This is a genomic window from Staphylococcus cohnii subsp. cohnii (genome assembly GCF_002902365.1).
Classification (GTDB): Bacteria; Bacillota; Bacilli; order Staphylococcales; family Staphylococcaceae; genus Staphylococcus; species Staphylococcus cohnii.
On sequence record NZ_PPQC01000069.1, the window covers coordinates 86,604 to 112,808 of the forward strand.

General features: G+C 32.8%; 18 protein-coding genes, 1 pseudogene, 1 riboswitch and 1 other annotated feature (1 of these 21 cut by a window edge). Of the genes and pseudogenes, 18 read left to right on the top strand and 1 reads right to left on the bottom strand.

Annotated features, from left to right (window positions below; genetic code table 11):
- Positions 1-15: 15 nt before the first annotated feature.
- From accD to CD032_RS12780, 5 genes and pseudogenes are all read left to right on the top strand, one after another.
- Positions 16-882: an acetyl-CoA carboxylase, carboxyltransferase subunit beta gene (gene accD, locus CD032_RS12760; RefSeq protein ID WP_019468620.1), complete on the top strand. Its 867-nt coding sequence runs from the start codon at positions 16-18 to the stop codon at positions 880-882.
- Complete coding sequence (locus tag CD032_RS12765) at positions 875-1,819, top strand: acetyl-CoA carboxylase carboxyltransferase subunit alpha (RefSeq protein ID WP_019468621.1); 945 nt, start codon at positions 875-877, stop codon at positions 1,817-1,819. The genes accD and CD032_RS12765 overlap by 8 nt, the downstream gene beginning before the upstream one ends.
- 394 nt (positions 1,820-2,213) lie before the next feature.
- Entirely contained in the window at positions 2,214-3,182 is a 969-nt protein-coding gene (gene pfkA, locus CD032_RS12770; RefSeq protein ID WP_019468622.1) for a 6-phosphofructokinase, read from the top strand.
- A 20-nt stretch (positions 3,183-3,202) separates the two neighbouring features.
- A complete protein-coding gene (pyk, locus tag CD032_RS12775) occupies positions 3,203-4,963 on the top strand; it encodes a pyruvate kinase (RefSeq protein WP_019468623.1) in 1,761 nt (586 codons plus the stop codon).
- A gap of 285 nt (positions 4,964-5,248) precedes the next feature.
- Positions 5,249-5,451, top strand: a pseudogene (locus CD032_RS12780) (transposase); the annotation flags it as partial.
- 435 nt (positions 5,452-5,886) lie between these two features.
- Here CD032_RS12780 and CD032_RS12785 read toward each other — a convergent pair.
- Positions 5,887-7,251, bottom strand: coding sequence for an amino acid permease (locus CD032_RS12785; protein ID WP_019468625.1), 1,365 nt, complete (start codon positions 7,249-7,251; stop codon positions 5,887-5,889).
- A 352-nt stretch (positions 7,252-7,603) separates the two neighbouring features.
- Between CD032_RS12785 and CD032_RS12790 the strand changes: the two genes are divergently transcribed.
- From CD032_RS12790 to CD032_RS12850, 13 genes are all read left to right on the top strand, one after another.
- Positions 7,604-8,758 (top strand): citrate synthase, encoded by a 1,155-nt coding sequence (locus CD032_RS12790; RefSeq protein WP_103211531.1) that lies wholly within the window; start codon positions 7,604-7,606, stop codon positions 8,756-8,758.
- Positions 8,759-8,789: 31 nt separating this feature from the next.
- Complete coding sequence (gene icd, locus CD032_RS12795) at positions 8,790-10,058, top strand: NADP-dependent isocitrate dehydrogenase (protein WP_019468627.1); 1,269 nt, start codon at positions 8,790-8,792, stop codon at positions 10,056-10,058.
- A 420-nt stretch (positions 10,059-10,478) separates the two neighbouring features.
- A complete protein-coding gene (locus CD032_RS12800) occupies positions 10,479-11,189 on the top strand; it encodes a response regulator transcription factor (RefSeq protein ID WP_103211532.1) in 711 nt (236 codons plus the stop codon).
- Entirely contained in the window at positions 11,189-12,877 is a 1,689-nt protein-coding gene (pnpS, locus tag CD032_RS12805) for a two-component system histidine kinase PnpS (RefSeq protein ID WP_040030008.1), read from the top strand. The genes CD032_RS12800 and pnpS overlap by 1 nt, the downstream gene beginning before the upstream one ends.
- A gap of 357 nt (positions 12,878-13,234) precedes the next feature.
- Positions 13,235-15,865 (top strand): DNA polymerase I, encoded by a 2,631-nt coding sequence (polA, locus tag CD032_RS12810; RefSeq protein WP_040030009.1) that lies wholly within the window; start codon positions 13,235-13,237, stop codon positions 15,863-15,865.
- 20 nt (positions 15,866-15,885) lie between these two features.
- A complete protein-coding gene (gene mutM / locus CD032_RS12815; RefSeq protein ID WP_103211533.1) occupies positions 15,886-16,758 on the top strand; it encodes a bifunctional DNA-formamidopyrimidine glycosylase/DNA-(apurinic or apyrimidinic site) lyase in 873 nt (290 codons plus the stop codon).
- A 15-nt stretch (positions 16,759-16,773) separates the two neighbouring features.
- The gene (gene coaE, locus CD032_RS12820) at positions 16,774-17,400 is read left to right on the top strand and encodes a dephospho-CoA kinase (RefSeq protein WP_103211534.1); all 627 of its coding nucleotides are present in this window, start codon (positions 16,774-16,776) and stop codon (positions 17,398-17,400) included.
- Positions 17,401-17,768: 368 nt separating this feature from the next.
- Complete coding sequence (gene gap, locus CD032_RS12825; RefSeq protein WP_019468633.1) at positions 17,769-18,794, top strand: type I glyceraldehyde-3-phosphate dehydrogenase; 1,026 nt, start codon at positions 17,769-17,771, stop codon at positions 18,792-18,794.
- Positions 18,795-19,054: 260 nt separating this feature from the next.
- A complete protein-coding gene (nrdR, locus tag CD032_RS12830) occupies positions 19,055-19,525 on the top strand; it encodes a transcriptional regulator NrdR (protein ID WP_040030011.1) in 471 nt (156 codons plus the stop codon).
- The gene (gene dnaB / locus CD032_RS12835) at positions 19,526-20,917 is read left to right on the top strand and encodes a replicative helicase loading/DNA remodeling protein DnaB (RefSeq protein WP_040030012.1); all 1,392 of its coding nucleotides are present in this window, start codon (positions 19,526-19,528) and stop codon (positions 20,915-20,917) included. It abuts the gene before it with no gap.
- 3 nt (positions 20,918-20,920) lie between these two features.
- On the top strand, positions 20,921-21,844 hold the full coding sequence (gene dnaI / locus CD032_RS12840) for a primosomal protein DnaI (protein WP_103211535.1): 924 nt from the start codon (positions 20,921-20,923) through the stop codon (positions 21,842-21,844).
- A 342-nt stretch (positions 21,845-22,186) separates the two neighbouring features.
- Positions 22,187-24,163, top strand: a complete 1,977-nt coding sequence (gene thrS / locus CD032_RS12845) for a threonine--tRNA ligase (protein WP_103211536.1) — start codon at positions 22,187-22,189, stop codon at positions 24,161-24,163.
- A gap of 27 nt (positions 24,164-24,190) precedes the next feature.
- Positions 24,191-24,363, top strand: a riboswitch (Lysine riboswitch).
- Between the two features lie 209 nt (positions 24,364-24,572).
- Positions 24,573-26,060 carry an amino acid permease gene (locus CD032_RS12850; RefSeq protein ID WP_019468475.1) on the top strand — a complete coding sequence of 496 codons (1,488 nt, stop codon included), beginning with the start codon at positions 24,573-24,575 and terminating at the stop codon, positions 26,058-26,060.
- Between the two features lie 65 nt (positions 26,061-26,125).
- Positions 26,126-26,205 (top strand) — a sequence feature (ribosomal protein L20 leader region) (it continues 49 nt past the right edge of the window).

The following is a 26,205-nucleotide window of genomic DNA, read 5'->3' on the forward strand; positions in this document are numbered from 1 at the left end:
AAGTGGAGGTTTAAAATGTTTAAAGATTTTTTCAATAGAAGTAGTAAAAAGAAAAAATATGTGACTGTTTCTGATTCAAAACAAAGTGATGTTCCAGCGGGAATTATGACGAAATGCCCGAAATGTAAAAAGATTATGTATACCAAAGAATTAGCTGAAAATTTAAACGTATGTTTCAATTGTGATCATCACATTGCTTTAACAGCGTATAAAAGAATTGAAGCCATTTCTGATGAAGGTACATTCACAGAATTTGACAAAGGAATGACCTCTGCGAATCCATTGGATTTTCCAAGTTATGAAGAAAAAATTCAAAAAGATCAACAAAAAACAGATTTAAATGAAGCTGTTGTTACTGGTACAGCGTATTTAGAAGGCATTGAATTTGGTGTAGCTGTGATGGATGCTCGATTTAGAATGGGGAGCATGGGGTCAGTTGTTGGTGAAAAGATTTGCAGAATTATTGAACATTGTACTGAGCACCGTTTACCATTTATCCTATTTTCTGCTAGTGGTGGTGCTAGAATGCAAGAAGGTATCATATCATTAATGCAGATGGGTAAAACAAGTGTCACATTAAAAAGACATATGGATCATGGATTGCTATACATTTCATATATTACAAATCCAACAACAGGTGGCGTATCGGCAAGTTTTGCTTCAGTTGGTGATATTAATTTAAGTGAACCCAAAGCACTCATTGGTTTTGCTGGCAGACGTGTGATCGAACAGACGATTAATGAAAAGTTACCTGACGACTTCCAAACTGCTGAATTTTTATTAGAACATGGACAACTAGATAAGGTTGTACATAGAAAAGAAATGAAAGTAACACTTTCTAATATTCTAAAAATGCACCAAGAGGTGAAGACGAATGCTTGACTTTGAAAAGCCGCTTTTTGAAATAAAAAATAAAATTGAATCGTTGAAAGAATCACAAGAAAAAAATGATGTGGACTTACAGGAAGAAATTGATATGCTTGAGGCGTCCTTAGAACGTGAAACTCAAAAAGTATATACTAATTTAAAGCCTTGGGACCGTGTACAATTAGCGCGCTTACAAGAAAGACCTACATCATTAGATTATATACCGTATATTTTTGATTCCTTTATTGAATTACATGGTGATCGTAATTTTCGAGATGATCCAGCTATGATTGGTGGTATTGGATATTTAAATGGCCAAGCAGTAACAGTAGTTGGACAACAGCGGGGTAAAGATACCAAAGATAATATTTATCGTAATTTTGGTATGGCGCATCCTGAGGGGTATAGAAAAGCATTACGTTTAATGAAACAGGCTGAAAAATTCAACCGACCTATTTTCACTTTTATTGATACAAAAGGTGCTTATCCAGGAAAAGCAGCAGAAGAACGTGGTCAAAGTGAGTCTATAGCTAAAAATCTCATTGAAATGGCAGCACTTAAAGTGCCAGTCATTGCAATTGTAATAGGTGAAGGTGGAAGCGGTGGGGCTTTAGGTCTTGGTATTTCAAATCGTTTGTTAATGCTTGAAAACAGCACTTATTCTGTTATTTCACCAGAAGGTGCATCTGCATTACTATGGAAAGATAGTAATTTGGCACAAATAGCTGCTGAAACAATGAAGATTACGGCAGAAGATTTATATGAGTTGAAAATTGCTGATGAGGTTTTAAAAGAACCACTTGGCGGTGCTCATCATGATATTGAAACACAAGCACAAAGTATTAAAACAGCATTTTTAAATCATTTGAGTGAATTAAATGCACTTAATGAACAACAAATCATAGATAATCGTTATGATAAATTTAGAAATATTGGATCATTTAATGAATAACTAAAAAGGCCTTGATGTTTACACCAACAAAACAATTTTTTACTACACATTCTTGCTATGAGTCATTTATTGACTAAGTTTTTCAAAGAGCATTATATTGGAGTCAGGTTTCAATACTTGATTTCATATTAGTGCTCTTATTTTTATTGAATAAAGCAATGTAGAAATGGAAAATTGAGATACCTGTTTAATAAAGTGAAGTTAAAGGTATGATAAAGTATAGTTGTTTTGACAATGTTAGATAAATTAAAAGGAAACGCTTTCGTATTGTAAAATGTTTTTTTACTATAATTAAAAACGTTTACATGAGTTACTATGCCTTATTTTAATGGCACCTTCTATGATTTTATGGTATTTTTAGAATAAGAAATACATGTTAGAAAGGTATGTCGTCATGAAAAAAATTGCAGTGTTGACTAGCGGTGGAGATTCACCAGGCATGAACGCGGCTATTAGAGCTGTTGTTAGAAAAGCGATTTATAATAATATTGAAGTTTATGGTGTTTACCAAGGCTATCAAGGATTATTAAACGATGATATCGAGAAGTTAGAGCTCGGTTCTGTTGGTGATACAATCCAACGTGGCGGAACTTTTCTGTATTCAGCAAGATGTCCTGAATTTAAAGAAGCAGAAGTTCGGAAAAAAGCAATAGATAACTTACGCAAAAGAGGGATTGAGGGACTAGTGGTTATCGGTGGAGACGGTAGCTATAGAGGTGCTCAACGTATAAGTGAAGAATGTAAAGAAATTCAAACGATAGGAGTACCAGGTACAATTGACAATGATATCAACGGTTCCGATTTTACAATAGGATTTGATACAGCTTTAAATACTATTATAGATTGTGTTGATAAAATTCGTGATACGGCCTCAAGTCATGCAAGAACTTTTATAATTGAAGTTATGGGTCGTGATTGTGGAGACTTAGCTCTATGGGCTGGACTTTCAGTTGGGGCAGAAACAATTATTGTCCCAGAAGTAGAAACGGATATTAAAGACGTTGCTGAGAAAATTGATAATGGGATAAGACGTGGAAAAAAACATTCCATTGTTATGGTTGCAGAAGGTTGTATGTCTGGAGAAGATTGCGCAAAAGAATTGACAAAGTACATTAATGTCGATGCGCGCGTATCTGTACTTGGCCATATCCAACGTGGTGGCAGTCCAAGTGGCGCAGATAGAGTGCTTGCTTCACGATTAGGTGGACATGCTGTAGACTTATTGCTAGAAGGAAAAACAGCAATTGGTGTTGGTATTCGCAACAATGAATTAACAGATACATCGTTTGAAGAAATATTCAGATCAAACGAACACAAATTTGATTTTGAAACTTTTGCTTTAGCAAATGAATTATCGATATAAAATACTGGGAGGCATTAATAATGAGAAAAACTAAAATTGTTTGTACAATAGGACCTGCATCAGAGTCTGAAGAAATGCTAGAGAAATTAATTAAAGCTGGAATGAATGTTGCAAGATTGAATTTCTCACATGGTGATCATGCAGAACATAAAGCTAGAATTGATAGAATTCGTGAAGTATCTCATAGATTGGGCAAAACAGTCGCTATACTATTAGATACTAAAGGTCCTGAAATCCGTACTCACAACATGAAAGATGGTGTTATTGAACTTGAAAAAGGTACGGAAGTCATCGTAAGTATGACTGAAGTTGAAGGTACACCAGAAAAATTCTCAGTAACTTACGATAATCTAATAAATGATGTTCAAGAAGGTTCATATATTTTATTAGATGATGGTCTTATTGAATTACAAGTAAAACAAATAGACAAAGCTAAAGGTGAAGTTGTTTGTGATGTTTTAAATACTGGAGAGTTAAAAAATAAAAAAGGTGTTAACTTACCGGGTGTTAAAGTAAGTTTACCTGGCATTACTGATAAAGATGCTGAAGATATTAAATTCGGTATAAGTGAAAATATTGACTTTATCGCTGCAAGTTTTGTTCGTCGTCCAAGTGATGTATTAGATATTCGTAGATTACTTGAAGATGGTAACAATACAAACATTAGCATTATTCCTAAAATTGAAAATCAAGAAGGTATTGATAACATTAAGGAAATACTTGAAGTTTCAGACGGTTTAATGGTTGCGCGTGGTGATATGGGTGTTGAAATACCACCTGAATCAGTACCAATGGTGCAAAAAGACTTAATCAGACAATGTAACAAATTAGGTAAACCTGTTATCACAGCGACGCAAATGTTAGATTCAATGCAACGTAATCCTCGTGCAACACGTGCTGAAGCAAGTGACGTTGCGAATGCGATTTATGACGGTACAGACGCAGTTATGCTTTCAGGCGAAACTGCTGCTGGATTATACCCAGAAGAAGCAGTTAAAACAATGCGTAATATTGCAATTTCAGCTGAAGCTGCACAAGATTATAAACGATTATTATCAGATCGTACTAAATTAGTGCAAACTTCATTAGTTAATGCAATTGGTGTTTCAGTAGCGCATACTGCATTAAATTTAAATGTAAAAGCAATAGTCGCAGCAACTGAGAGTGGGTCAACAGCTAGAACAATTTCTAAATATCGTCCTAAATCAGATATTATTGCAGTTACACCTCATGCTGAAACTGCACGTCAATGTGCATTAGTTTGGGGTATCCATCCTGTTGTTAAAGAAGGACGTAAAACAACAGATGCTATGCTGAACACAGCAGTTGCTACAGCGGTTGAAACTGAAAAAGTTCAAAATGGTGATTTAATCATTATTACAGCAGGCGTACCTACTGGTGAAAAAGGAACTACGAATATGATGAAGTTACATTTAGTTGGTGATGAGTTAGCTAAAGGTCAAGGTATCGGTAGAAACTCAGTAGTTGGAAATACTTTAGTAGTTAATGATGCGAGTGAACTTGAAGGCAAAGATTTAAGTGAAACAGTTATTGTAACAACTTCTGTAGATGAAACGCTCGTTCCTTATATTGAACAAGCAAGTGGCTTAATTGCTGAAGAAAGTGGTATTACGTCACCAAGTGCAATTATAGGTCTAGAAAAAGGTATTCCAACAATTGTTGGTGTTGAAAATGCGACTAAAGAGATACAAAATGACATCTTGATTACTGTAGATGCAAATCAAGGTAAAGTATTCGAAGGATATGCGAACGTACTTTAATCACATTAGTCATTATTCATGCATTAAACAGCATAAATGACAATATAAATAAAATAAGAGGACCAATCCTTATTAAGGATTGGTCCTCTTTATATTTAAAATATTACGATTTTGACAGTGCATGCTTGCCTGGGGATATGGCTCGCGCCTGTAGTCTCTCACTCATATCATTTCGCGGCCGTCAGCACGATGCAAAATCGGTAAAATTTATATTTTGTTATTTAAAAAATAAGGACTTTCATATAATTTAATAAATGCCCTCAAACTAAATTAACGAAGTGCCTTATGTATAAAGATTACAACATGGCTCAACTTACACTACCAATAGAAATTTCAATTTTTATTACCACAAATGATACATCACGACATGTGAATGAGATCGTTGAAACAATCTTTGAAAATGTATTTGATGAATTCAAACATCATCGTGATGCTACGCATATCATCCCTAAGTGATGTTGAAAATTATTCTATATGCGTATACACAATTTTTTTAACGGATTAAAACCAATAGCCAGTGCAATTTACTTCTCTCTATAACTATAAAAAAATAGCTATGAAGAAATCTGTGACGATAGATTTCTTCATAGCTAATCTTAATATATTTTTTTCTGAAACTATAGCTATTCCTTTATAATTGTCACTTAAAATCCTGTTTCTTATCTTTCTTACATAAAAAGATTGCGCATATGGAGAAAGTGCAAAACGCATAAATAACTCGAAATTGAATGTATATTTTAACTACCTTGATATGATATATACAACGAAAATTAAAATACGTAAACATTTTAGTTCTAGACAACACATATTGATTGTCTATCATCCTCTTCCCATAAAGCAAAGCCCAAGACTATTTTATGTCTTGGGATGTTTTTATTAACTAATTGAAATAGTAAAGTGCTAATGCAAGATTAATGATGCAGTTATTTTACATCTGAACTTGCGATTTTTTTATATCTTAGATACATAAGACTCAGGATGATAAACCAAATAGGTGTTAAATAAACTGCTCTTCTTGTCTCTACATTTACAAAAAGTAAGCAAAAGACTAAAAAGAAGAACGCTAAAATGATATATCCTATATATTTACCACCAAATAATTTATAGGTAGCATTTTTGTGCATTTCTGGATTTTGGCGATGATAATTAATATAAGCAACTATGATTAGTGCCCAAACGACTAAAAACAACACTGTGGAAACGGTTGTAATATATGTAAATACTAAAGTTGCATTTGGAATAATGTAATTTAATAATGCTGAAATTAATAATAACGCACATGATACTAAGATAGCTATATGAGGTACTCCATTTTTGTTTGTTTTTTCAAAAATAGGCGGTGCTTGCTGTTGATTTGAAAGTCCAAATAACATACGACTGTTTGAAAATATACCGCTATTACAAGATGAAGCAGCAGCTGTTAATACTACAAAGTTAATGATTCCTGCTGCAAATGGAATACCGATTAAAGCAAATAATCTAACAAAAGGACTTTCTTCAGGATTAATATTGTTCCAAGGAATGATGGACATTATTACAGTCAATGCACCGACATAAAAGATTAAGATTCTTATCGGTACACTATTAATTGCTTTTGGAATGGTTTTAGTTGGATCTTTTGTTTCACCAGCCGTTACTCCGATTAATTCAATTCCTACAAAAGAAAAGAGTGCCATTTGGAATGACATTAAAAATCCACTAATTCCTTTAGGAAAAATACCATGTTGATATAAATTGGTTAATGATGTATGTCCAAATTGTGTGTCGTATGCCATGATAATCATTACCACACCAACGACGATAAGTGCCAAGATTGTAACGACTTTAATGATTGAGAACCAGAACTCTAGTTCACCGAAAAGTTTAGCACTCAGTAAATTTAATGACATTAAAATTAATACACAAAATAGAGCACTTATCCAATTAGGTATATGCGGAAACCAGAAACTGACATATTTTGCAACTGCTGTGACTTCAGCCATACCTGTAATAATCCAGCATAACCAATACGTCCATCCGGTAACAAACCCGGCAAATGAACCTATATATTGATTTGTCACATCAGCAAAAGATTTAAAATTTGTATTTGTTACAAGTATTTCTCCTAAGCCACGCATAAACATAAATAACATAAATCCTATAATGATATATGTAAGTAAAATAGACGGGCCTGTTAATGCTATGGTTTGACCAGCACCTAAGAAAAGTCCTGTACCGATTGCGCCTCCAATTGCAATTAACTGTATATGTCTATTGCTGAGTTCTCTTTGTAGCTGTTGTTTTGCCATAAGTTTTAACTCCTTTATTAAGTTATTTATTATTATGATACGCAATCTAAAATAAAACAATACTTTTTTATAGTTGTATCTCAAAAAAACCAGTGTAATATTATATTAATAATTTGTTATTAATCATGATAACCAATTAAAAACTTTGATAAATTGAAGAAAGGGTAATTACATATTAGAATGATGATATAACAACGTTCATTAATTAGGGCGTGTTTATGGGCATATAAACAAATTATCGTTTCTTAATGATTAATCAGGACTTTAAACGGAAATATTCACAAAAACGTAAATATTGGCTATAATAGTTTATGAAAGCCGTTTCATTATGAAATAGAAAAGGGGAATATATATGGCAGAGTTACAAAAAGGTTTAGAAGGGGTAATTGCAGCAGAAACAAAAGTGAGCTCAATCATTGATAGTCAACTTACATATGCTGGCTATGAAATTGATGATTTAGCCGAAAATGCTGAATTTGAAGAAGTTGTCTTTTTATTATGGCATTACAGATTACCTAATAAAGAAGAACTACAAACATTTAAAGAAAAACTCTTTAAGTATATGACATTAAATCCTAGAGTGTATAATCATTTTAAAGAATATGCTACTAGTAATGTACATCCAATGACAGCGTTAAGAACATCAGTGTCTTACGTTGCACATTTTGATGAACATGCTGAGGATGAAAGTGAAGATCAAACAATGGAACGTGCAGTGCGTATCCAAGCTAAAATCGCCTCACTTGTTACAGCGTATGCTAGAGTTAGAGAAGGTAAAGAACCTGTCAAACCTAATAGTGATTTAAATTATGCCGGGAACTTCTTATATATGTTACGTGGTGAATTACCAACAGATATTGAAGTTGAAGCATTTAATAAGGCATTGGTACTACATGCAGATCACGAGTTGAATGCTTCTACCTTTACTGCTAGATGTGCAGTGTCTTCATTATCAGACATGTATTCAGGTATTGTAGCAGCTGTCGGATCTTTAAAAGGTCCATTACACGGTGGGGCAAATGAACGTGTGATGAGCATGCTATCAGAAGTTAAGTCTATTGATGACGTAGACGAATACATTGATAATAAAATTAAAAATAAAGAAAAAATAATGGGGTTCGGTCACCGTGTATATAAAAATGGTGATCCAAGAGCAAAATTCTTGAAAGAGATGAGTAGAAAAATTACTTCAGAAACAGGTCAAAGTCAGTTATTTGATATATCTGTAAAAATAGCTGATAAAATGAAAGAAGAAAAAGGCCTTATCGCCAATGTAGACTTCTATAGTGCAACTGTATATCACAGTATGAATATTGAACATGATTTATTCACACCAATTTTTGCAGTTAGCAGAACTTCAGGTTGGATTGCACATATTCTTGAACAGTACAGAGACAATAGAATTATGCGTCCAAGAGCGCAATATATTGGTGAAACCAATAGAACATATGAACCAATAGAACATATGAACCAATTGAACAAAGATAATTACGAATTAGCATTCTAAAAAATAATACAAATGACGGAGGTATTTTTACATGGCAGGAGAAAAAGTAGTAAAATCAGCAGAAGGGTTAACTGTACCAAATAATCCTATCATTCCTTATATTATTGGAGACGGTATCGGCCCAGATATTTGGTCAGCTGCTAGCAGAGTCATCGATGCAGCTGTAGAACAAGCTTATAATGGTGAAAAGAAAATTGAATGGAAAGAAGTACTTGCTGGTCAAAAAGCTTATGATGAAACAGGCGAATGGTTACCGCAAGAAACTTTAGATACAATTAATGAATATTTAATCGCAATTAAAGGACCACTTACTACACCAATCGGTGGTGGTATTCGTTCATTAAACGTTGCACTACGTCAAGAACTTGATTTGTTTACTTGTTTAAGACCAGTACGTTGGTTCCAAGGCGTTCCTTCACCAGTTAAACGTCCAGAAGATACTGATATGGTTATTTTCCGCGAAAACACAGAAGATATCTATGCTGGTATTGAATTTAAAGAAGGTACTCCAGAAGTTAAAAAATTAATTGACTTCTTACAAGATGAAATGGGCGCTAAAAATATCAGATTCCCAGAAACATCAGGAATTGGTGTAAAACCAGTTTCTAAAGAAGGTACAGAGCGTTTAGTGCGCGCAGCAATTCAATATGCTCTAGATAATAATCGTAAATCTGTAACTTTAGTTCATAAAGGTAATATCATGAAATTTACAGAAGGTGCTTTCAAACAATGGGGTTATGATTTAGCACATAATGAATTTGGTGATAAAGTATTTACTTGGCAACAATATGATGAAATTGTTGAAAAAGACGGTAAAGAAAAAGCGAATGAAATTCAAGAACAAGCTGAAAAAGACGGTAAAATTATTATTAAAGATTCTATTGCAGACATTTTCTTACAACAAATCTTGACGCGTCCTGCAGATCACGATGTTGTAGCTACGATGAATCTTAATGGTGACTATGTGTCAGATGCCTTAGCAGCACAAGTTGGCGGAATTGGAATTGCACCAGGAGCAAATATTAACTATGAAACTGGCCATGCGATATTTGAAGCAACGCACGGTACTGCTCCAAAATATGCCGGTTTAAATAAAGTAAACCCATCTTCTGAAATTTTAAGTGCTTCATTAATGCTTGAACACTTAGGTTGGCAAGAAGCTGCTGATAAGATTACTGAGTCTATTGAAAAAACAATAGCTTCAAAAGTTGTTACTTATGACTTTGCACGTTTAATGGACGGTGCAAAAGAAGTATCTACATCTGAATTCGCAGATGAATTAATCAAAAATATTAAATAAATGAACAACAAATACTATAACGAAGTATTTTTCAAATGAAGAAGCATAATTTTAGTTAAGAGCGAGGATATGAAATCATTTTTATAATGATTTCTATCTCGCTCTTTTTAATTTTGCTTGAATGCATGTTGCTAACTAGCAATAATTGGCCTTAATTTGGTTGAAAAGAAACAATTACTAGTTTGAATATAAAGTTAATGTTAAGTTAGTATTAAGATAAACAATATTATTTATTTAAAATGCTGGAGATAGGTTCATTGAAGAATTGTTTAAGAAGACGATACAAATTATTTGTTCATTCTTTACAAATAACTAATTATTTTCTATTTATTAAGTTTATGTAAAAAAACTTTTAAGTATGTTATTTTTATTAAAATTTACGTTATAATTAATTTGTAATCATAAAATTGGAGGTATACTATGTCACAAAAAGTACTTGTAGTAGATGATGAGCAATCAATTGTAACCTTGTTAAAATATAATTTAGAGCAAGCTGGATACATAGTGGATGTTGCCTATGATGGTGAAGAAGCCTTAGAAAAAGTGAATACTGTAAATCCGGAATTGGTTGTATTAGATGTTATGCTTCCTAAGAAAGATGGTATCGAAGTTTGTAAAACAATTCGATCTGATAAAAATTTAGTACCAATTTTGATGTTAACTGCTAAAGATGATGAATTTGATCGTGTGTTAGGTTTAGAGCTTGGTGCAGACGATTATATGACTAAACCGTTTTCACCGAGAGAGGTTGTCGCAAGAGTTAAAGCTATTTTAAGACGCTCTGCAATGATCAATGAAGCAGTACCAGTTGAAAATGATGAGGATGATATTTTAATTGGTACTATAAGAATTAGACCAGAATATTTTGAAGTTTATCGCGAAGATGAATTATTAGAGCTCACGCCTAAAGAGTTTGAACTGTTACTTTACCTTATTGAAAGACAAGGCAGAGTAATCACGCGAGAACATATGTTAAATTCTGTTTGGAATTATGAATTTGCAGGTGATTCAAGAATTGTGGATGTACATATAAGTCATTTAAGAGATAAATTAGAAGAGAATCCGAAACAACCTAAATTGATAAAAACAGTTAGAGGTTTAGGTTATAAATTGGAAAGACCTAAAGTCTAATGCTAAAGTTTAACCAAAGACTCTTATTTTTATTATGTACCATCGTTATCATTAGTTTTGTTGCATTAGGTGCAATAATTACACATGTCATTTATAATACTGTCATTTCGAGCCAACAAGGTGACTTAGAGCATCAAGCACAACATTTAGTTAGTTTATATAATCATGATAAAACAGATGAAATCAAAGATATTGCAAAAAATGAAAATTTCACATTTATACTCACGAAAGATAACGATGAAGTGTTTTCCACAAAAGAAAGGATCCAATTTAACGACGATATTAATAATGAAGCGAATCCATCTAAAATAGTTTACGATAAATTCGGGGATGATCGAAGATACACTTTTAAAACATCGATTAGAGATAAAGATGTGATTATCAGTGGTATTAATAATCAAATCCTAGAATTACAAATAGGTATATGGAAATATGTTGGCTTAATTGGATTATTTGTTTTGGTTATTATTTTCTTTGTCGTCAGAAGTATTAATAGAACTTACATTAGACCCATTAATGAAGTGACATATGCTACCAATCTTTTAGCTGAAGGTTATTATCATGTAAGAGTTCCAGAAAGTAATGTAAAAGAAACAAGGGAACTATTCGTCACCACTAATGAGTTAGCCAGAAGATTACAACGCTTAAATCATAAACAAAAGTTGCAATCTAATCGCTTGAAAACAACGATAGAAAATATACCTAGTTCAATTTTAATGATTGATAAATATGGCGAAATTGTAATTGCCAATAAATCGTATTACGATGTGTTTAGTCCAGACAATGTTGTAGAACATAAAAGTTATATTGATTTTATAGATCCAGAGATACAGAAGTTAATCGCTGCAGCATTTAAAGTTGAAAAACCAACATATGATCAAATCGAATTGACGATTGACCAGGTCCATCAAAAATATTTTGACACTGCATGTATTCCAATTTTATCTAAAAATAAAAAAAATCTTTATGGTATGGTTGTTGTGCTACATGATATTACGAATTTGAAAAAGTTGGAAAATTTAAGACGTGAATTTGTGGCTAATGTATCTCATGAATTGAAAACACCAATCACATCTATAAAAGGATTTGCCGAAACACTGTTAGACGGTGCAAAAGATGATGAACAAACATTAAATGACTTTTTAAAAATTATTTCTAAAGAATCTAATCGTATTGAAACATTAGTATATGACTTGTTAGATTTATCTCATGTTGAAAAACAAACACAATTGGAAACAGAGCCAACAAGTTTGTCTGAAATTGCTGAATCAACAATGAGACATATGCAAAATATCGCAGAAAGTAAAAATATAACAATCGTTAATGAAATTGCACCAGATATTATTATAGAAGCGAATAAAGATAAAGTTTCGCAAGTAGCACTTAATTTACTTTCGAACGCAATAAGTTATTCTAAAGTATCTGGACAAGTCATCGTGCGTGTTTTCAAAGAAGGTAATAAGCGCATGCTTGAAGTTCAAGATTTTGGTATTGGCATTAGCAAACAAGATCAAAAACACATATTTGAACGCTTTTATCGTGTAGATAAAGCACGTAGTAGAGATTCTGGAGGTACTGGTCTAGGTTTATCTATTACGAAACATATTATGGAAGCACATCAAGGTAGAATTAATGTGTTTAGTGAACCGGAAAAAGGTTCTACCTTTAGAGTCACATTTTTTGAATAAAATAATATCTGCAATCGATTTAACCATAATTGGTCAAGGTTAAATCGATTGTTTTATTTTGTGACTGTAAAATTCAATGAAAGTATATATTTAATCAATTTGATGATGCTTGTGTTGTCATGTACATGCGTAAAGGTGCACAGAAGGAATAAGATAGAGGATTAATTGAGCAGAGACTCATGCGCTTGCATCAGTCGTACAAGTACATAAAATTAAAAAGTATGCCTTTATCAGTGACTACCAATCTAATGCTAATTAGTTGAGAAGCTCAATTTGACGCAACGTCATCGAATGAATACGGATTGTCCTATAATTTATGATAAAATGAAAAGTAAATATGTGTTGGAGGTTAAAATATTGAATAAATTAATTTTAATTGATGGAAACAGTTTAAGCTTTAGAGCTTTTTATGCGTTACCATTATTACAAAATAAAGCTGGTATTCATACGAACGCCGTTTATGGTTTTGCAATGTTGTTGGAAAAGATAATTAAAGAAGAACAGCCCACACATTTTTTAGTCGCTTTTGATGCTGGGAAAACAACATTTAGACACGCGCAATATAGTGAATATAAAGGTGGACGACAATCCACTCCTCCAGAGCTTAGTGAGCAATTTCCATACGTGAGACAGCTATTGGATGCATATCGTATTAAACGTTATGAATTAGAAAACTATGAAGCAGATGATATAATAGGTACATTAAGTAAACAAGCTAATCAAGAAAACTTCCAAACAATAATCATTACAGGAGATCGTGATTTAACACAGTTAGCAACCGATGATGTAACCATTTATTATACTAAAAAAGGTGTGACAGACGTCGACCATTATACACCGACGTTTATAGCTGAAAAATATAATGGTCTAACACCGAAACAAATTATCGACATGAAAGGTTTAATGGGGGACACTTCAGATAATATTCCTGGAGTAGCTGGTGTCGGTGAAAAAACAGCAATTAAACTATTGAAGCAATTTTCAACTGTTGAAAATGTATACGATCACCTAGATGAAGTATCAGGAAAAAAACTGAAAGAAAAACTTGAAAATAGTAAAGATGATGCTTTAATGAGTAAAACATTAGCAACCATCAATTGTGATAGCCCGATTGATGTATCGTTAGAGGATACAAAATTACCGGATCATTCAGATACTGAGGATAAAATTGAACTATTTAAAAAGTTAGAATTCAATCAACTCTTAGATCAGATGGATGCTTCAAATAATGTAACTGAAGTGCAAGACATGGATATTGAAATAGAAGATAATTTTACAAACGTTGATTTCAACTCATTAGAAGCAGCTACTATCCATTTTGAATTGGATGGTGCCAACTACTTAAAGGATAATATTTTGAAATTTGGTTTGTTTGATGGTCAACATTATGTTGTAGTTAATGCAGAACAATTAACTCAGAATCAATCATTAATTGCTTGGCTTGAAGACGATAAAACTGAAAAGATTGTTTATGATGCCAAAAAATCTTATGTTGTTGCACATCGACTTGGTATTAGTATTAAGCATATTGTGTTTGATGTGATGTTAGCAAGTTACATTATTGATCCTTCACGCACAATTGATGACGTGAATTCTGTGGTGGCAAACTATGGTCAACATTATGTCCAATCAAGTGTAGCGATATATGGAAAAGGCAAGAAAAAACATGTCCCTGCAGATGACGTATTAAATCCTTATGTGGGGTCTATTATCAATGCTATCAGTCAAGTTAAACCAAAAATTCAACAACAATTGGATGAATATAATCAAACCGATTTATTGTATGATTTAGAATTACCATTAGCACAGATATTAAGTGAAATGGAAGAAACTGGAATTTATACAGAAATCAGTGAATTACAACAAATGGAAACAGAAATTCAAAGTAAATTAGATGTCTTAATAGATAACATCTATGACGCTGCTGGTGAAAAGTTTAATATTAACTCACCAAAACAATTAGGTGTCGTATTATTTGAAACATTAAAATTACCTGTGATTAAAAAGACTAAAACAGGATACTCTACTGCAGTTGATGTGTTAGAACAGTTGCAAGGGGAACATCCAATCATAGAGTATATTTTAGAATATAGACAATTAGCGAAATTACAATCAACGTATGTTGAAGGGTTACAAAAAGTGATTGCTGAAGATAATCGTATTCATACTCGTTTTAATCAAACATTGGCTCAAACAGGGCGTTTATCATCAATTGATCCAAATCTTCAAAATATACCAGTGCGTTTAGAAGAAGGTAGAAAAATTAGAAAAGCATTTAAATCAAGTGATAAAAATAACGTTATATTTTCAGCGGATTATTCACAAATTGAATTAAGAGTATTGGCACATATAACGCAAGATGAAAGTTTGAAACAAGCGTTCATCAATGATGAAGATATCCACACGGCCACAGCAGTAAAAGTGTTTGATGTGGATCCTGAAAATGTAGATAGTTTAATGCGTAGACAAGCAAAAGCCGTGAACTTTGGTATCGTATATGGTATAAGTGACTATGGTTTAAGCCAAAGTTTAGGTATAACTAGAAAACAAGCTAAAAAATTCATAGATGATTATCTAGATAGTTTCCCTGGCGTCAAACAATATATGGAAGACATAGTTAAAGACTGTAAAGCACAAGGCTATGTAGAAACACTGCTTCACAGAAGACGCTATATTCCAGATATCACTAGTAGAAACTTTAATTTAAGAGGTTTTGCTGAAAGAACAGCGATGAACACACCTATACAAGGTAGCGCAGCAGATATTATCAAACTTGCGATGGTACATTTTGCTAATGAGGTTAAACATACAGATTTTCATGCTCAGCTATTATTACAAGTTCACGATGAGTTGATTTTTGAAGTACCAAAAGAAGAAGTAAATGATTTTGAAAAATTCATTGAAAAAATAATGGATAATGCATTGAAGTTGGATGTTCCATTGAAAGTTGAATCTAGTTATGGACAAACATGGTATGACGCGAAATGAAATAGAAAGAGGGGAATATAGTGCCTGAACTACCTGAAGTTGAACATGTTACAAGAGGAATAAGACCTTTTGTACAAGGGCAAAAAATTGAGGATATTATTTTCTCTGATAAAGTGATAGAAGGGAAAAATAATCAAAAAGAAACGATTATTAAAGGTCTATCTTTAGATACATTCAAAAATTTTACTAAGAGTTACACGATTAATAATATTGAAAGACGTAGTAAGTATATTGTCTTTTATATTCAAAATAATTCAACACAACGAATTCTAATTAGTCATTTAGGTATGGCTGGTGGTTTTTTTGTTGTAGATGATTTAGATGACATTAGTGCTCCTAATTATCGTAAACATTGGCATGTTATTTTTAAATTAGATAATGACAAACTATTAGTTTATTCAGATATTCGCAGATTTGGAGAGATTAGAAATGTTGCTTCATTTGAAAGATATCCATCATTTTTAGAAATCGCACCAGAACCTTTTGAGAAAGAAGCATTACCACATTATATGTCTTGGTTTGATAAAAAATTATATCAAAATAAACCAATCAAACAAATGATACTAGACCATAGAGTGATTTCAGGTTGTGGTAACATCTATGCTTGTGAAGCATTGTTTAGAGCTGGCATTCACCCAGCACGTATATCTAAGGATTTAAATCATCAAGAAAAAGAAATGTTATTTTATTATGTTCGAGAAGTACTAGAAGCGGGTATAAAATATGGTGGTACTAGTATTTCAGATTATCGTCATGCGGATGGAAGTACTGGTACAATGCAACAATATTTAAATGTATATAAACAAAAGACATGTAAAGTGTGCGGAAATGATATTGAGACACAAATTATTGCAACACGCAATAGTCATTTCTGTCCTGTATGTCAAAAATGAAGGAAGAGTGAAATTATGCCTAAAGTTATTGGATTAACTGGTGGTATCGCATCAGGAAAATCAACTGTTTCAGAATTGTTAACAGCACATGGTTTTAAAATTGTAGATGCAGATATTGCATCACGTAAAGCAGTTGAAAAAGGCTCTGAAGGGCTTGAACAAGTTCGTGCAACATTTGGAGAAGAAGCAATTGATGAAGATGGTAATATGGATCGCGGGTATGTAGGAGATATCGTCTTCAATTATCCCGAAAAAAGATTAGAATTAAATGAAATCGTCCATCCTATTGTTAGAAACATTATGGAACAAGAAAAAGAAGCATTTTTAAAAGATGGCTATAATGTAATCATGGACATTCCTTTACTTTATGAAAATGAATTGCAAGATACAGTAGATGAGGTATGGCTTGTTTATACTTCAGAAAGTATCCAAATAGATAGATTAATGCAACGCAATGATATTTCTATGGAAGATGCAAAGGCACGTGTTTATAGTCAAATATCCATAGACAAAAAACGCAGAATGGCAGATCACGTCATCGATAATCGAGATTCTAAATTAGATTTACAACAAAACTTAGAACAATTATTGACCGATGAAGGCTATATTGAAAGTGAAACAGGTCATTCGCAAGAAATATAAAAATAAATATAAAATGTGTGTAATAAAACATACACGCTTAATTCCTTCAAAGTGGACAATTAATAAATGAAAACTTTGGAGGGATTTTTTTACATTTATAACGATTTGTAACATGCAGATTATGGAGAAATAATAAGAATGTGAAACTACAGGATTGAACTATATCATCAGGCAAGCATGCACGAAAATCACAGGATAGAAATATCAAAGCAATAAATGATGATTTCATAAAAATTTAATCATTTAGAAAACTATAATTTTAATTGTTTTAAGATTTTTAAATTTTATTCAAGAAAACGCTTTCGCATTTATCGATTTATGTTATACTAATTCCATAAAGTATAACACTAAAACGAGGGGTGCTTCGAATGACGACAAATATTGCAATTAATGGAATGGGTAGGATAGGTAGAATGGTATTAAGAATAGCGCTTAAAAATGAAAATATGAATGTAGTCGCGATTAATGCTAGCTATCCACCGGAAACAATTGCTCACCTAATCAATTATGATACAACACATGGTAACTACGATTTAAAAGTAGAACCTATTGAGAATGGTATAAAAGTCGATGAACATGAAATTAAACTTGTAGCTGACAGAAACCCAGAGAATTTACCATGGGCTGAACTTGATGTAGATATTGTAATTGAAGCTACTGGTAAATTTAATCATGGAGATAAAGCAGTCGCTCATATTACTGCTGGAGCTAAAAAAGTATTGTTAACAGGACCATCAAAAGGTGGAGATGTTCAAATGATTGTTAAAGGTGTAAATAATGATCAATTGGACATTGAAAAATATGATATCTTTAGTAATGCGTCTTGTACAACGAATTGTATTGGACCTGTAGCTAAAGTGCTTAATGACCAATTTGGTATTCAAAATGGTTTAATGACAACAGTACATGCCATTACCAATGATCAAAATAATATCGATAATCCACATAAAGATTTAAGACGTGCTCGTTCATGCAATGAAAGTATTATTCCTACTTCGACAGGTGCTGCTAAAGCACTAAAAGAAGTTTTACCTGAACTAGAAGGAAAACTTCACGGTATGGCTTTAAGAGTGCCAACTAAAAATGTATCATTAGTTGATTTAGTAGTTGATTTAGATAAGAGTGTGACAGTAGAACAAGTTAATGATGCTTTCAGAAATAATACGTTAGAAGATGTGATTGCTACTGAAGATGCGCCACTTGTATCTATGGATTTTAACACAAATCCACATTCAGCTATTATCGATACGCAAAGTACAATGATAATGGGTGATAATAAAGTAAAAGTGATAGCTTGGTATGATAACGAATGGGGTTATTCAAATAGAGTTGTTGATGTCGCTGAAGAAATTGGTCAATTATTAAAAAATAATGTATCAACTGTTGTTAATTAAGAGTGCAATTATTATTAGTGTTTTACATGGTTATTGCTTTGTAATTGCTTAATCAAGAAAAATAATTTATTGTTAACTTATATCTAAACCTCTCGTTAAAGTGAAATAATAGTTTCACTTTAACGAGAGGTTTTAACTTTAAATATGAAGAACCAGTGAATCTAAATAGGTAAATGAAATTATTGTGTAATACCATTCTTTTGTGACTTAATGATTTATAGTATAATGAATGGTAATCAAATTGAGAGGGTGGTAATTCGATGAAATGCCCGAAATGTAGTTCAACGCACTCTCGCGTTGTAGATTCACGACATGCTGATGAAGTAAATGCGATTAGACGTAGAAGAGAATGTGAACAATGCGGCACAAGGTTTACTACGTTTGAACATATTGAAAAAAGACCGCTAATCGTTGTAAAAAAAGATGGTACACGTGAACAATTTTTGCGTGAAAAAATACTCAATGGTTTGGTGCGCTCTTGTGAAAAAAGACCTGTGCGTTATCAACAATTAGAAGATATTACCAATAATGTGGAGTGGAAGCTAAGAGATGAAGGACGTGCTGAAATATCTTCAAGAGAAATTGGGGAACACGTTATGAACTTATTAATGCATGTTGATCAAGTTTCTTATGTGCGTTTTGCATCTGTTTACAAAGAATTTAAAGATGTTGATCAATTATTACAATCAATGCAAGGGATTTTAGCAGAAAACAAACGGAGTGATTCTTAAATGGGATTACAATCCTATGATTATGGTTTGAGGCCACAAGATGACTTTCACGTGTTACGTCATTTTTATTTAAATCATAAGCATTTAGAAATTCTAAATAGATTATTTACGCCAATGATTGGATCAAATGCTATCGGTTTGTATCATTATTTGAATCAATTTGTGGAATTTAAGCAAGATGTTGTCTTGACTCATTATATTATTATGAATGAATTGAAAATTAATCTACTTGAATTCAGGAAAGAAATGGATTTATTAGAAGGCATTGGTTTATTAAAATCTTTTGTTCATCATTCTAAGCAACACTCTTCTTTCGTTTACAAACTCATACAACCACCATCAGCACAACAATTTTTTAATGATCCTATGCTTTCTGTATATTTATATAGCCAAGTAAGCAAGCAACGTTACGTACAATTAAAATCACATTTTGAGGATCAAATGTCTATTGATTTAAATCAGTACCAAGATATTACACGCACATTTACTGATGTGTTTAAAGTTCCTAACCAAGCACTTACTGAAGATGAACAGATGATCGAAGGTGAAGAAACCTATAGTGGCATAGATTTATCTAACGTAAATTTTGATTTTGAAGTACTTTATGATTTATTACAAAATCATTTTATTAGTACTAAAATGATTGATGGTGAAGCTAAAGCGCTGATCACACAAATTGCGACTTTATATGGTTTGACACCAGAAGCAATGAAACGTATTATTTTAAAATCAATCACTAGTGCACAAGAACTTTCTTTTGAAGAAATGCGTAAACATGCTAGAACGTATTATCTTATAGAGCATGAGCAGCAGCTTCCCAAATTAAATGCTAAAAAATCAAATTATATCAATGATGACAACACGGAAAATAAAAATCATATAAAAGGTGATTCAAATAATTGGTTAAAGCAATTAGATGAAACCAGTCCTATTGATATGCTTGCTTCGTGGTCAGAATCTGAACCGACGACTCAACAAAAATATATGGTCGAAGAATTGATAGAAAGAGAACAATTACCGTTTGGTGTAATTAACATACTTTTACAATTTGTAATGTTAAAAGAAGATATGAAACTCCCTAAAACTTATATCTTTGAGATCGCATCAAATTGGAAGAAAAAAGGCATCAAAACAGCAGAGGAAGCATATCAATATGCTAAAAAGGTAAATCAACCTACATCCAATCAATCAAATCAACTTAAAAATGGTAGTTATAAACCTAAGCAACTCGTTTCTAGAGAAATGACGCCTAAGTGGCTTGAAGAAAGGGATAGTAAAGATACGAAAAACCAAAGTTCAGAAAATCATACTAATCCAGATGAGGATGAAGCATTAAAACGAGACCGTGAAGCACTGTTGAAACGATTAAATAGCAAGCGAGAGGAGGATTAATATATGAAGTCTTTCAATCATATTATGGGTGATTCTAAAGATTTAAGTAAGCGCATTGAAAAGATAAAAAAAGATGTTATTAATGACCCTGACGTTAAGATGTTTCTAGAATCTCATCAATCTGAAGTGACGAATGCGATGATTGATGAAGATTTGAATATTTTACAAGAATATAAGGATCAAGAAAAACATTATGATGGACATGCTTTTAAAGATTGCCCTAATTTTGTTAAAGGTCACGTACCTGAATTATATGTAGAAAATCAACACATTAAGATTCGTTACTTGCCTTGCCCATGTAAAATTAAACATGATGAAGAAAAATTCGATGCACATTTAATTGCTTCACACAATATGCAACGAGATACATTAAATGCCAAGTTAAGCGATATTTATATGAATAAGAGAGATCGTATAGATGTCGCAATGGCAGCAACGGATATTTGTGAAAAAATAGTAGAAAACCCCCCCCAAGTTAAAGGTTTATATATACACGGTCCTTTTGGTACAGGCAAGTCATTTATCTTAGGTGCAATTGCCAATGAATTAAAAGTTGAAAAAGTACCTTCTACGATTGTATATTTACCGGAATTTATTCGCTCTTTAAAAGGCGGGTTTAAAGATGGTAGTTTCGAATCAAGGCTTGCGAAAGTGCGTGAATCACATGTATTAATGTTGGATGATATTGGTGCTGAAGAAATTACACCTTGGGCGAGAGATGAAGTGATTGGACCATTATTACATTATAGAATGGTTCAAGAATTACCAACGTTCTTTAGCTCTAACCTAAGTTTTGAAGAATTAGAATATCATCTTTCTGTTACGCGTAATGGTACAGAAAAAACAAAAGCAGCAAGAATTATGGAAAGAATTAAATCTTTAGCAACACCATATTTTTTGGAAGGCAAAAATTATCGTAACGATTGAATTATAAAAAAAATGTTGTATAATATAATTAAATCTAAATTAAGCGAAATAAAATGAAGACATGATAGGTAAATGATTACTTCACAGAGAACCAATGTATGATGAGAATTTGGTAAGTATCATTATCTGTTACTACTTCATTATAGATGTTTTAATCGACATCCGGCTCAAGACCGTTAACTTATGTAGAGTAAAGTTGTTTCATTGTTATAGAAATAACTTTAATTAGGGTGGTACCACGAAGACCTCGTCCCTTTTAGGGATGGGGTCTTTTTGTTTTTACATTTGTAATTATGTCTTTTTCGCTATGATTTAAGGTAAGTATAAATAGGAGGAATTTAAATGGCTCAAATAAATATTACTTTTCCAGATGGTAATGCGAAAGCATTTGAAAAAGGAATTACTACTGAAGAAATTGCGCATTCAATCAGTCCGGGTTTAAGAAAAAAGGCAGTTGCAGGTAAATTAAACGGACAACTCATTGATTTAACAAGACCCATTGAAACAGATGGTGAAATTGAAATTGTAACACCTGGTAGTGATGAAGCTTTAGAAGTTTTACGCCATTCTACTGCGCATTTAATGGCACAAGCATTAAAACGTTTGTACGGAGATGTGAAATTTGGCGTAGGTCCAGTAATTGATGGTGGTTTTTATTATGACTTTGATATGACTGAAAGTGTGTCATCCGATGATTTTGAAAAAATCGAAAAAACAATGAAACAAATTGTTAATGAAAACTATCCTATAGAGCGAAAAGTAGTTTCGAGAGATGAAGCTAAAACATTTTTTGCAGATGATCCATATAAGTTAGAATTAATAGATGCTATTCCAGAAGATGAAAATGTTACTTTATATTCGCAAGGTGAATTTACTGATTTATGTCGTGGTGTTCATGTACCGTCTACTTCCAAAATTAAAGAATTTAAGCTTTTATCAACTGCAGGTGCATATTGGCGCGGAGACAGCGATAATAAAATGCTTCAACGTATATACGGTACTGCTTTCTTCGATAAAAAAGATTTAAAAGCACATCTACAAATGTTAGAAGAACGTAAAGAACGCGATCACCGTAAAATTGGTAAAGAGCTAGAATTATTCTCAAATAATCAATTAGTAGGTGCTGGGTTACCATTATGGTTACCAAATGGCGCAACAATTCGCCGTGAAATTGAACGATATATTGTAGATAAAGAAGTGAGTATGGGGTATGATCATGTTTATACACCAGTAATGGCCAATGTAGATTTATATAAAACATCAGGTCATTGGGACCATTATCAAGAAGACATGTTCCCAACTATGAAATTAGATGAAAATGAAGAAATGGTACTAAGACCTATGAACTGTCCTCACCATATGATGATTTATGCAAATAAACCACATTCATATCGTGAATTACCAATTCGAATTGCTGAGTTAGGTACAATGCATCGTTATGAAGCAAGTGGTGCTGTTTCTGGGTTACAACGTGTTAGAGGAATGACTTTAAATGACGCACATATTTTTGTAAGACCAGATCAAATAAAAGAAGAGTTCAAACGGGTTGTTAATTTAATCGTCGATGTTTATGAGGACTTTGGCTTTGAAAATTATAAATTCCGCTTAAGTTACAGAGATCCAGAGGATAAAGAAAAATACTTTGACGATGATGAAATGTGGAATAAAGCAGAAAGTATGTTGAAAGAGGCGGTTGATGAACTAGGCTTAGCATACGAAGAAGCTATTGGTGAAGCGGCATTTTATGGTCCTAAGTTAGATGTCCAAGTACAAACAGCTATGGGTAAAGAAGAAACATTATCAACAGCACAATTAGACTTTTTACTACCTGAAAAATTTGAATTATCATATATAGGAAAAGATGGTGAACAACATAGACCTGTAGTCATCCATCGTGGTGTTGTTTCGACAATGGAACGCTTTGTTGCATTTTTAACAGAAGAAACTAAAGGTGCTTTCCCTACATGGTTAGCGCCAAAACAAGTTGAAATTATTCCTGTAAATGTCGACTTGCATTATGATTACGCCAGACATTTGCAAGATGAACTTAAATCACAAGGCGTAAGAGTCGAGATAGACGACAGAAATGAGAAAATGGGATACAAAATTAGAGAAGCTCAAATGCAAAAAATCCCTTATCAACTTGTCGTTGGAGATAAAGAAATGGAAAATAATGAAGTGAATGTTAGAAAATATGGTTCTCAAGATCAAGAAACGGTTGAAAAAGAATCATTTATTTGGGATTTAGTAGATGAGATCAGACTTAAAAACAAAGATAACCTTGAAAGTAATCTTGAAATCATGTATATTAAATCTTAGTGAAATAAAAAAATAAAAAAATAAAAAAATTGAGTTAGAGGTTGCGTTTTTAATCAGTAACAATCCGGAAGCTATTTGGAGCGTATGTAGGATTTGTGAAAGGTAAAAATGCCGAAACCAAAAGTGACCATTTGCGCTTTTGGTTGGGTCAGTTTTCGAAAGGGACTGGACTGTCACATATGTGATGTGCTACCTATATAAATGCTATTACTAAAATGGTTGCATATCTAATAGGTATGCAACCATTTTATTTTAGGTTAAAGATTATTATTCATACTAAAACGGGAAATTTATAGCAAATTGATTAAATAACATGTATATTCCAATATTCATGTTAATAAAAACTATAAAAGTATAATTATAATCGCATAGTAAGTTGGCCTCTAAGTTTAAAGGAAAGGGAGCATCTATGGCAAAAGAAGGAAATCAAAATAATGGAGTTAAAAGAGGACTAAAAGATCGTCATATATCCATGATAGCAATTGGTGGTTGTATTGGTACTGGTTTGTTTATGACTTCTGGTGGTGCAATTCATGATGCAGGTGCCTTGGGTGCATTACTTGCATATGCAATTATTGGTGCAATGGTATTTTTCCTTATGACATCTTTAGGAGAAATGGCTACTTATTTGCCTGTTTCTGGGTCATTTAGTACATATGCAACGCGTTTCGTTGACCCATCACTTGGTTTTGCATTGGGGTGGAATTATTGGTTCAACTGGGTTATTACAGTTGCTGCGGACGTAACAATTGCTGCACAAGTGATTCAATATTGGACACCACTTTCAGGCATACCAGCATGGAGTTGGAGCTGTTTGTTCTTAATGATTATATTTGGATTAAACGCATTGTCTGTTAGGGTATATGGTGAAAGTGAATACTGGTTTGCATTAATTAAAGTTGTAACAGTTATTATCTTTATTGGAATTGGACTACTTACTATTCTAGGTATTATGGGTGGAGAATTCGTAGGTTTTGACACATTTACTAAAGGTGGTGGGCCAATTCTTGGTGACGGTTTAGATGGTAGCCTACTAACAATCCTTGGGGTGTTCTTAGTTGCAGGATTCTCTTTCCAGGGTACTGAATTAATCGGCATTACAGCTGGTGAATCAGAAAATCCAGAACGAGCAGTACCTAAAGCAATTAAACAAGTGTTTTGGAGAATCTTGATTTTCTATATATTAGCAATTTTTGTAATCGGTATGTTAATACCATATGATAGCTCTGCACTAATGGGCGGTGGAGATGATATTTCAACTTCACCATTTACATTAGTATTCCAAAATGCAGGATTGGCTTTCGCAGCATCATTTATGAATGCGGTTATCTTAACATCAGTTTTATCAGCGGGTAATTCTGGAATGTATGCATCGACGAGAATGCTATACTCTATGAGTAAAGATAAATTAGCTTATCCAATTTTTGGTAAAACAAATAGAAACGGTGTTCCATATGTATCGCTAATCACGACAGCAATCATTGTCGTAGGTATCTTTATATTGCAACATTTGAGCGGTGACGCTTATGAATATATCGTTGCTGCAAGTGGTATGACTGGCTTTATCGCATGGGTAGGTATTGCGGTTAGTCATTATAGATTTAGAAAAGCATTTGACAAGCAAAATTATGATAAATCTAAATTAAAATACAAAGCTAAACTATTCCCATTTGGCCCAATCTTTGCTGGAATACTTTGTGTATTAGTCATAATTGGACAAGATGTTGATTTTATCAAAACAGGTGAATTTAACTTAAATCGTTTTGTAATCACGTATATGGGTATTCCAGTATTTCTTGCTTTCTTTATTTATCATAAATTGCGTTATAAAACTAGAATGGTTCCATTAGAGAAAGTAAACTTACATCAAGATGTAGATATGGACGAAATTAAATAATAATTAAAACAAACTGTTGACTTATATGAATATTGTTGCTAAGATAGGTAATGTTGAATACGAAACGAACCAAGTAGAAGCTCCCGCTTCTCACCTGTGGCGACGCTAAACGCAGTTGGCAGGTCTATATATACATGGGAATATC

What these genes read in the sequence shown, in the direction of transcription:
- accD (WP_019468620.1), top strand. Translation starts at nt 16, where the DNA reads ATGTTTAAAGATTTTTTCAATAGAAGTAGTAAAAAGAAAAAATATGTG.
- CD032_RS12765 (WP_019468621.1), top strand. Translation starts at nt 875, where the DNA reads ATGCTTGACTTTGAAAAGCCGCTTTTTGAAATAAAAAATAAAATTGAA.
- pfkA (WP_019468622.1), top strand. Translation starts at nt 2,214, where the DNA reads ATGAAAAAAATTGCAGTGTTGACTAGCGGTGGAGATTCACCAGGCATG.
- pyk (WP_019468623.1), top strand. Translation starts at nt 3,203, where the DNA reads ATGAGAAAAACTAAAATTGTTTGTACAATAGGACCTGCATCAGAGTCT.
- CD032_RS12785 (WP_019468625.1), bottom strand. Translation starts at nt 7,251, where the DNA reads ATGGCAAAACAACAGCTACAAAGAGAACTCAGCAATAGACATATACAG.
- CD032_RS12790 (WP_103211531.1), top strand. Translation starts at nt 7,604, where the DNA reads ATGGCAGAGTTACAAAAAGGTTTAGAAGGGGTAATTGCAGCAGAAACA.
- icd (WP_019468627.1), top strand. Translation starts at nt 8,790, where the DNA reads ATGGCAGGAGAAAAAGTAGTAAAATCAGCAGAAGGGTTAACTGTACCA.
- CD032_RS12800 (WP_103211532.1), top strand. Translation starts at nt 10,479, where the DNA reads ATGTCACAAAAAGTACTTGTAGTAGATGATGAGCAATCAATTGTAACC.
- pnpS (WP_040030008.1), top strand. Translation starts at nt 11,189, where the DNA reads ATGCTAAAGTTTAACCAAAGACTCTTATTTTTATTATGTACCATCGTT.
- coaE (WP_103211534.1), top strand. Translation starts at nt 16,774, where the DNA reads ATGCCTAAAGTTATTGGATTAACTGGTGGTATCGCATCAGGAAAATCA.
- gap (WP_019468633.1), top strand. Translation starts at nt 17,769, where the DNA reads ATGACGACAAATATTGCAATTAATGGAATGGGTAGGATAGGTAGAATG.
- nrdR (WP_040030011.1), top strand. Translation starts at nt 19,055, where the DNA reads ATGAAATGCCCGAAATGTAGTTCAACGCACTCTCGCGTTGTAGATTCA.
- dnaB (WP_040030012.1), top strand. Translation starts at nt 19,526, where the DNA reads ATGGGATTACAATCCTATGATTATGGTTTGAGGCCACAAGATGACTTT.
- dnaI (WP_103211535.1), top strand. Translation starts at nt 20,921, where the DNA reads ATGAAGTCTTTCAATCATATTATGGGTGATTCTAAAGATTTAAGTAAG.
- thrS (WP_103211536.1), top strand. Translation starts at nt 22,187, where the DNA reads ATGGCTCAAATAAATATTACTTTTCCAGATGGTAATGCGAAAGCATTT.
- CD032_RS12850 (WP_019468475.1), top strand. Translation starts at nt 24,573, where the DNA reads ATGGCAAAAGAAGGAAATCAAAATAATGGAGTTAAAAGAGGACTAAAA.